6 protein-coding genes are annotated in these 6,418 nt (G+C 59.7%); 2 read left to right on the forward strand and 4 right to left on the reverse strand.

Translation table 11 applies throughout. The features are described 5' to 3' along the window. The first annotated feature begins 232 nt into the window (after nt 1–232). Both IEZ08_RS20980 and IEZ08_RS20985 read left to right on the forward strand, forming a co-directional pair. Nucleotides 233–1,435, forward strand: a complete 1,203-nt coding sequence (locus IEZ08_RS20980; protein WP_189242739.1) for a hypothetical protein — start codon at nt 233–235, stop codon at nt 1,433–1,435. A gap of 490 nt (nt 1,436–1,925) precedes the next feature. Then, on the forward strand, nt 1,926–2,483 hold the full coding sequence (locus IEZ08_RS20985) for a hypothetical protein (protein ID WP_189242740.1): 558 nt from the start codon (nt 1,926–1,928) through the stop codon (nt 2,481–2,483). A 573-nt stretch (nt 2,484–3,056) separates the two neighbouring features. On the opposite strand, the gene IEZ08_RS20990 is transcribed toward IEZ08_RS20985, so the two are convergent. The 4 genes from IEZ08_RS20990 to IEZ08_RS21005 all read right to left on the reverse strand — a co-directional run. After that, nucleotides 3,057–3,380, reverse strand: a complete 324-nt coding sequence (locus IEZ08_RS20990) for a hypothetical protein (RefSeq protein ID WP_189242741.1) — start codon at nt 3,378–3,380, stop codon at nt 3,057–3,059. 126 nt (nt 3,381–3,506) lie between these two features. Further along, nucleotides 3,507–4,721 (reverse strand): helix-turn-helix domain-containing protein, encoded by a 1,215-nt coding sequence (locus IEZ08_RS20995; protein WP_229803356.1) that lies wholly within the window; start codon nt 4,719–4,721, stop codon nt 3,507–3,509. A gap of 4 nt (nt 4,722–4,725) precedes the next feature. Further along, a complete protein-coding gene (locus IEZ08_RS21000) occupies nt 4,726–5,271 on the reverse strand; it encodes a flavoprotein (RefSeq protein WP_068926056.1) in 546 nt (181 codons plus the stop codon). A gap of 9 nt (nt 5,272–5,280) precedes the next feature. After that, on the reverse strand, nt 5,281–6,418 hold a 1,138-nt coding region (locus tag IEZ08_RS21005), incomplete at its 5' end, for a replication initiator (RefSeq protein WP_229803358.1).

Consider the following 6,418-nt stretch of genomic DNA (forward strand, 5'->3'; position numbering starts at 1 on the left):
GCTGCACGCTGTTGATATAACTCTCGTCAGTCACCCTCTGAGGATCGATCATGAGAGTCGCTCGGTAAGTAACGACTCACCCATGTCGGAACGATCATACTACTGTGGGCGATTCACGTTGGACGCGAGAAGAAATTGACCTAAACTAAGGGGTTCCCATTAAAGGCAATCGGGTATACTATGAATTTCCCTGATTGCTACATCGACACCATCATACCCAAAAGGAGGGGAAATGTCCGGTCGACGCAACGCAATAATCCCTCTCCTGTCAAACGCAGAATCTTACTTCGATTTCTTTGATGGCCTAATCAACGAAACCTCGGAAAAACTTGAAAAGCGTCAGCTCCCTGGAGGACTACTTAAGAGCTACCTGCTGGAGACAGTGGGAGATTCAAACAGCATTTCTTCATTTATAAAAATTGTTGAGCGAAGCGAACTTAGTTGCGAACCAATCGGATCCGACGGGCGAATATTCCGCGTCACCGATTCTTCTCGCCAAGGAATTGCAGTGATAGAGAGGATTGGCAATAGATACCTGTCCTTCTATACACTTCTACCTTCTAGCGAATCTGATCGTCTCGTGCGGAAAGCCGTAGCAGCTAATCCCATGATCGATCATCTGTGGCTATCCTCGCAAAGCTTCCATGCGCTCTGGAATCATGTCCGAAGCACCAACAGTGGAAAGCGTTACGGGAAAATCACTTTTGAGCACGAGTCGATCTATGATTTTCCTGACGACGAACTAGAAGACGGTGAACCTTCTCATTTCGAAGACGAGAAGCGCGCATCTCGCTTCACTATGGTAGATCGCCTTGATGTGATCGAAGCACAGATGGAACCCCTAAGAGAGACCTATGCTCCGCTTGCTTCTATTACGCATCTTCGCATACCAGCAGCAGCCCGAGGTGGACATGACCTCTACTACGACGGCAAGGTAACGAATCGTAGTGATTCATTCTTGGATCACAGAGCAACTCTTCTTAACGTTGTCGATATGTATAAAAGGCTGACAGCGACCGTGGAAGAGAAACTTTGGACGTCTAGTTCCACCACAGGTGGAGGCGACTTCGTCTTAAACAATGCCGTAGCGGAGCTAGTATTTAGCCAGCCTTTGAGTGAGGACACTTTCAGGCGTTGGGTTATAAGCCTATTTAATAATCGCAGGAATCGTTTCCGCATCTCCGGGTTCCATACTTGGCTTAGTGATCGAAAGGTCCACGCGAACGCTATAGACCAGCATCTCTGGCAACCTATAATCTTGGAGATGACGAATGAGAGATTGATCGCTGTACTCCCCGAGGGCACCTGCGGGAACACGATCAATCGACTTGTTTCAAACATTCAGAGATTTGTTGATCCTAAAGTTCGAGCGTATATCGGGGATTCAGAATACTCGACTCTCGTCCCAATAGGTGGTCAGGCTAAAGTTGGCTAAAGAATTCCAGCTAACCCGGGATCCGGTTTTTCAGTTAAATGCATGCTTGTGGCTTGTTCGCAAAGTTCCTTACTCTCCCAACGCAACCCCTCCGACTTACTACTCTGATGGGTTCGTTTTTAGAGCTATCGGTAGAAGACTTGGCGTATCCGATGCCCTAAAGAAGTCCTTTCGTAGCCTCGGCTGGTCACCGGACCCTCCGGAGCCCGATGTCTTAATCTGCCATTCCCCGTCACGACATTCTCTCGTAATAGAATGCAAAGCCCAAGGATTTAGTCCAGGGTCATCTACAGCTCAGCAAGGGCGGAAACTTCTCACCGTATGCGCGGACCCTGGTATCGCTCTAGGGTCTCCGGGGGAGCCGGGTGAAGCTTTTGTTATTTATGCACTCCCACTGGAAGATGTCGAGGATCAGCTTTCCACGCTCAGCGCTCTGAAAACGGAGCTTGCTGACCTAGGATTTATATGCGCTAAGTCAGGAACCCTGGGGTTGGAAATATCCAGCGGAGGGCTCTGGGGGGAACTTTGTGTTCCTGAAGTAACCGAGAATTCCCCGGTTCGGAAAATATGTAAACGTGTTCAAATAACCGTCGGGGACGGTGATGCCTCGCGGCCGATTTACTTAGTCCCCTATGATCCTACGGCGGCTGATAACCAAACGAAAGACGAACGAGAGTACTGCACTAACATCCTTGTGCAACGCGTCCTGGTGTATGCAATGAGTGTTCTAGGCCGTGCAGAGGTTCCTGATTTTGTCAGGATAAACGGGCGTGACATACTAAGAGAAGCAACGTTCAAGATATCGGACTACTGGCAAGCGTCTGAACTGAAGAAGCTTGAGAGACGAATCATTCAGATATTGCACTCCACCCTAAATAAGGGGATTATACGCGAAAAGGTACAAGCGAGCGGTGATTGGATCGAGGTTCATCTTGAAAGCCTCGATCTTCAGAAGGCTGCACTGAACATGCTTCAGAGGTCTCATACTGAAACGATGGCCAAAGCTCTTGCGAGCCCGCAACTGCAGCTCGATGAGGCCGATAATTGAATCTTTTCCCTTTTAAAAGAGCGAGTGTATGCCGGTTCCCGCCCGGCCGCTTGGCGGCCCGGCGGGCTGCGCTGCGGCCTGGGGGCCGTTCTCGCCCACCAGCCGCCCGCGTCCAGCGGTCTCCGGCAAGCAGTCGCCCACCGCTTCGCCACCGGCCCCAACCGCTACGCAGCCCCTATGGGGTGCTTCGCATTGGCGCCGGCCGCTCCGCTCCCATGAGCGATTCCCGCGTTGCCGAGACAAGGCGTGGTGACGCCGTCCCTCCAGATCTCACGTCACCACGCCCGTCCTACCGGGCTCTTCCGGACAGCAGGGCCGCCCAGACTGCCCGAGCCTCATTGATCGGCCAGCGCGGAGTCTCGCGCACCTCAGGCATGTCATCGAGCTGGACCGTGCGCCGGATGAACGCCTGCCCACCGCCCTGACACAGTTCGTAGACTGTGGCACGGCATATGCACGTCCACGCCATCGGTCGCACCCGTTCCAGGGTCCGGTACGGTGTCCGCCAGGCCAGGCGGATGTGATCACGCTGGACCATCGCCACATGCGGGCTCACGCACTCCTCCAGCACGATCATGACGTCCTGCCCGACGACTCCGGCAAGGGATGTGCGACCCGCAGAGCCTCATAGCGCCGAGCCACCCGGCGAGCGGCCCGCACCGGATCAGTGGCCGGATGCCAGGCATAGGTGAAGCGCTGGCGCTGAGCGTCCCAGCCGGTCCGCCACCAGTAGCGATCGTCCTTGCACCACACGACCAGGCCCGTCCAGACCGACACCAGCGCCAGCCCGTAGCCGTCGTGAACGTCGGCGGCGATGCCCTGCTGTTCCAGTTCGGTTCGGAGTTCTTCGGCGGCGATCACCGAAGGTTCCGCGAGATGTCCGCGCGCTACCGGCATGGCGTGGCCTTCCTCCTGACATCGAGAAATGGCTGATGTCTCAGCAGGTCAGGAGAGACCGTAGGCGCGATATCGCAGGGGAAGCCGTACCGCTGTGAAGCCAAAGAACCCGCACAAAAGTGTGGATCAGGCGATTCCGGCCCGGGTGGCGAGCCCGCGGAGCTGTGGAGTGCTCGCCCGGTGTTCTCGCTTGAGGAGTTGGGTCAGCAGGTCACGGGGGCGGCTGCCGTAGCGCACGAGTTCGGGTGAGAGCCGTTCGGCTTCAAGGAGCATGTTCACCGCAGCGGCGTCCTTGCGCTGGAGCGCATAGGCCCGCGCCAGGTCGAGATGTACCTGAGCGCGCCGCCCGACGAGCCCGGCCGCCAGGTCATCCGGGTTCAGCGCTTCGCTTTTGCGGATGGCTTGACGTGCGTCTCCGGCCTCCACCGCTGAGGAGATCTCGTGAATGGTGACGTTGGCCGGTCCGAAGGCGGTCCAGAAGTCGTTGCGTTCCTCCCCTATGAGTTCGGCGGTCTGCCGTGCCTGTTCGAGGAAGGTTCTCACCGCCGCCTGGTCATATCGAGCGGCGGTAGCAGTGACCGCGACGAGGTGGAGCGCACCGAGCAGGGACAGCGGCCGGGGGTCTGCACGTCGGGAGGAGCGGTTCAGTGCGTCGGCGGCCCGGAGCACGACCTGAAGTGCCCTGTCCGCTTCGCGGAGCCGTACGAAGACGTAGCCGAGCCGGTAGGCGCTGACCGCGACGAGCAGGGGACGTTCGGCTTCCTCTGCGGCGGCCAATGAGCGATCAGCGGCCATCCAGGCGAGTTCGGCCTCTCCCACGCGTCGCAGTGTGGTCGTGGTGCAGTGGTACGTCAGCGAGCGGAGCGTCTGATAGGCCCGCCGGTGCTTGGTCGGCGCGTGGCGGCTGCCGAGTTCGGTTGCCACGATCAATCCCGGGAGCCGCCTGCCGACGTCGTCGTAGTGCGTCGCCTGATAGAGCCGGTTCACTCGCCGGACCTCGTGGCGGAGCCAGACGAGGCTTTCCAGTGACCCTTCGACGTGACGGGGATTGATCAGGGACGCCAAGCCGTCGTAGCTCATCATGGCTTGGCGGATGGCGGACGCCGCCCGATACTGCGTCATCGTGTCTGTTTTCGTCGCGGTGAGTTCATCGACGGGCAAGCCCAGGATCTCAGCAAGGGCGCTGATCACTGTGTGACTGTCCATGGGGCGCTGACCCCGTTCGACCTGGCTGAGCCAGCTCTCGGAACGGCCGATCAGTCCGGCGAGGACGACCTGTGACAGGCCACGGCGACGGCGTGCCCGGGCGATTCGCTGTCCGATCTCCTTACGGGCATCCACGCCATCACCTCTGTGAGTGTCGCTCCTCTACAGCGCTGTGCAGTTCTTGCATGATGCGTTCCCAGGATGGCATGCGGGCATGCGACGGCGCATCGGGATCGAACAGCACCCGCACCCCCATTTCCCGCAGAGCATCGAGGCTACGGCCGAAGGCCAGATGCCGGGCGAGCGCGTCTTTCAGCAGCGGAACGGCCACGATGGGAGTGCCGAAGCCCATCACCTCGCACAGCAGGCCCACCGCGAATGTGTCGGCGATGCCGTTCGCCCACTTGTTGATCGTGTTGAACGTCGCCGGAGCCACGATCACCGCATCGGCCGGAGGCAGGCCCTTCGGCTCATCCGGCATGCGGTAGGCGCTGCGGACCCGATCCCCGGTCAGTTGTTCCAGCGCGAGAGCATCGACGAAGCGTTCCCCCATCGGCGTGGTGACCACGTGCACCCGCCACCCGGTTTCCTGCGCGAGCACCACCAGGCGTCGGACATCGGCAGCCGCAGGCGCGGCACACGCGATCACGTACAGGACACCGCGTGTCCTCTCTGGAGGCTCCACAGCATGATCCTAATCAGCGAGGACATCTCGACACTGTTCGTCAGTAGAGCTTGACGTGCCGTCGGCCGGGACTTGTTCGGCCCGTTCCCTGGTGATCTTCCGGGCGGTGGCGATACGTTGCCGGGCGAGTTCGGCCCAGAAGGCTTCGCCGTGCCGGTGCCCGCTCCCCGCGTAGCGCCAGTCTTGCACGGTGATCGTGTCTCTCTCCGCTGGGTCAGGTAGGCCGAGGATCGCCCGTGCTTGTGCGGCTCGGTGATCGGCGCGTGCTTGGCGCAGGTCTCCCAGAGTGACGGAGTAGTGGCGGCTCTTGGTCGAGAAGTGCCCGCCGTAACCGAGCATGTGAGCCCACTGCCGGAGCGGCACATCCCGGCACTGTGGAAGATCACCGAGGATGAAACACGTCAAGATCATGCGTCGGGCGTGCTCGGTCACGTCCAAGCTGGTCACATCCCAGACGTTCCGGATCGGACGGTCTACGGTTCCGGCGGATTCGGCCCCTTTGGTGGCGTATTTGGCCACGTAGGAGGCCACCCGTTGATCGCTGACGCCGTCCAACTCGGTGGAGACGTAGACCGGCCGGACGTCGAGCTGATCGCCCCATCCCAGAGCCAGTGACGAACGAGGGCCGTCCGGAACGGAAACCGTGACCTGTTGGGCAGCCTGCCGGATCACCTGATCCAGCATGGGAACTGTGGCCCAGTCCGGCGGCCGGTCGGTTGGTCCCTCGGGGCCGTCGAGCCGGATGACGGCATGGAAGTGGACCAGGCCGCGCGCCTGATACTCGGCGACCTTGGCATACGACAGGCGCAGCATCCGGCGCAGTTCGGTACGGCTGACACCGAACAGCCGAGCGAAGACGGACGGCACGGTCTTGGTGAACTCCCGCCAGAGCCGTCCCGCATGGGCGTTCCACAACACCGCGTTCCGGTAGTCGTAGCAGTCCATGCAGAGGGGTTGCCCGAGCTGGGGGTCGTCGCGGTCATGGTGTGTGCCGCAGCTTTCGGGCCGCCCGTGCTCGCATACCGGGAAGTCGCGTCGAGGACGGCACGGCAGGACCTTGCCGTTCTTCTCTCTACGGCCATGGACCGGGTGGCGTCCCGGATGCGGTGTAAAAGACAGCGGGCGTAGGTTGCCGTGTTGAACCGAC

This window comes from Planobispora rosea (assembly GCF_014648175.1).
GTDB lineage: Bacteria > Actinomycetota > Actinomycetes > Streptosporangiales > Streptosporangiaceae > Planobispora > Planobispora rosea.

What these genes read in the sequence shown, in the direction of transcription:
- IEZ08_RS20980 (WP_189242739.1), top strand. Translation starts at nt 233, where the DNA reads ATGTCCGGTCGACGCAACGCAATAATCCCTCTCCTGTCAAACGCAGAA.
- IEZ08_RS20990 (WP_189242741.1), bottom strand. Translation starts at nt 3,380, where the DNA reads ATGCCGGTAGCGCGCGGACATCTCGCGGAACCTTCGGTGATCGCCGCC.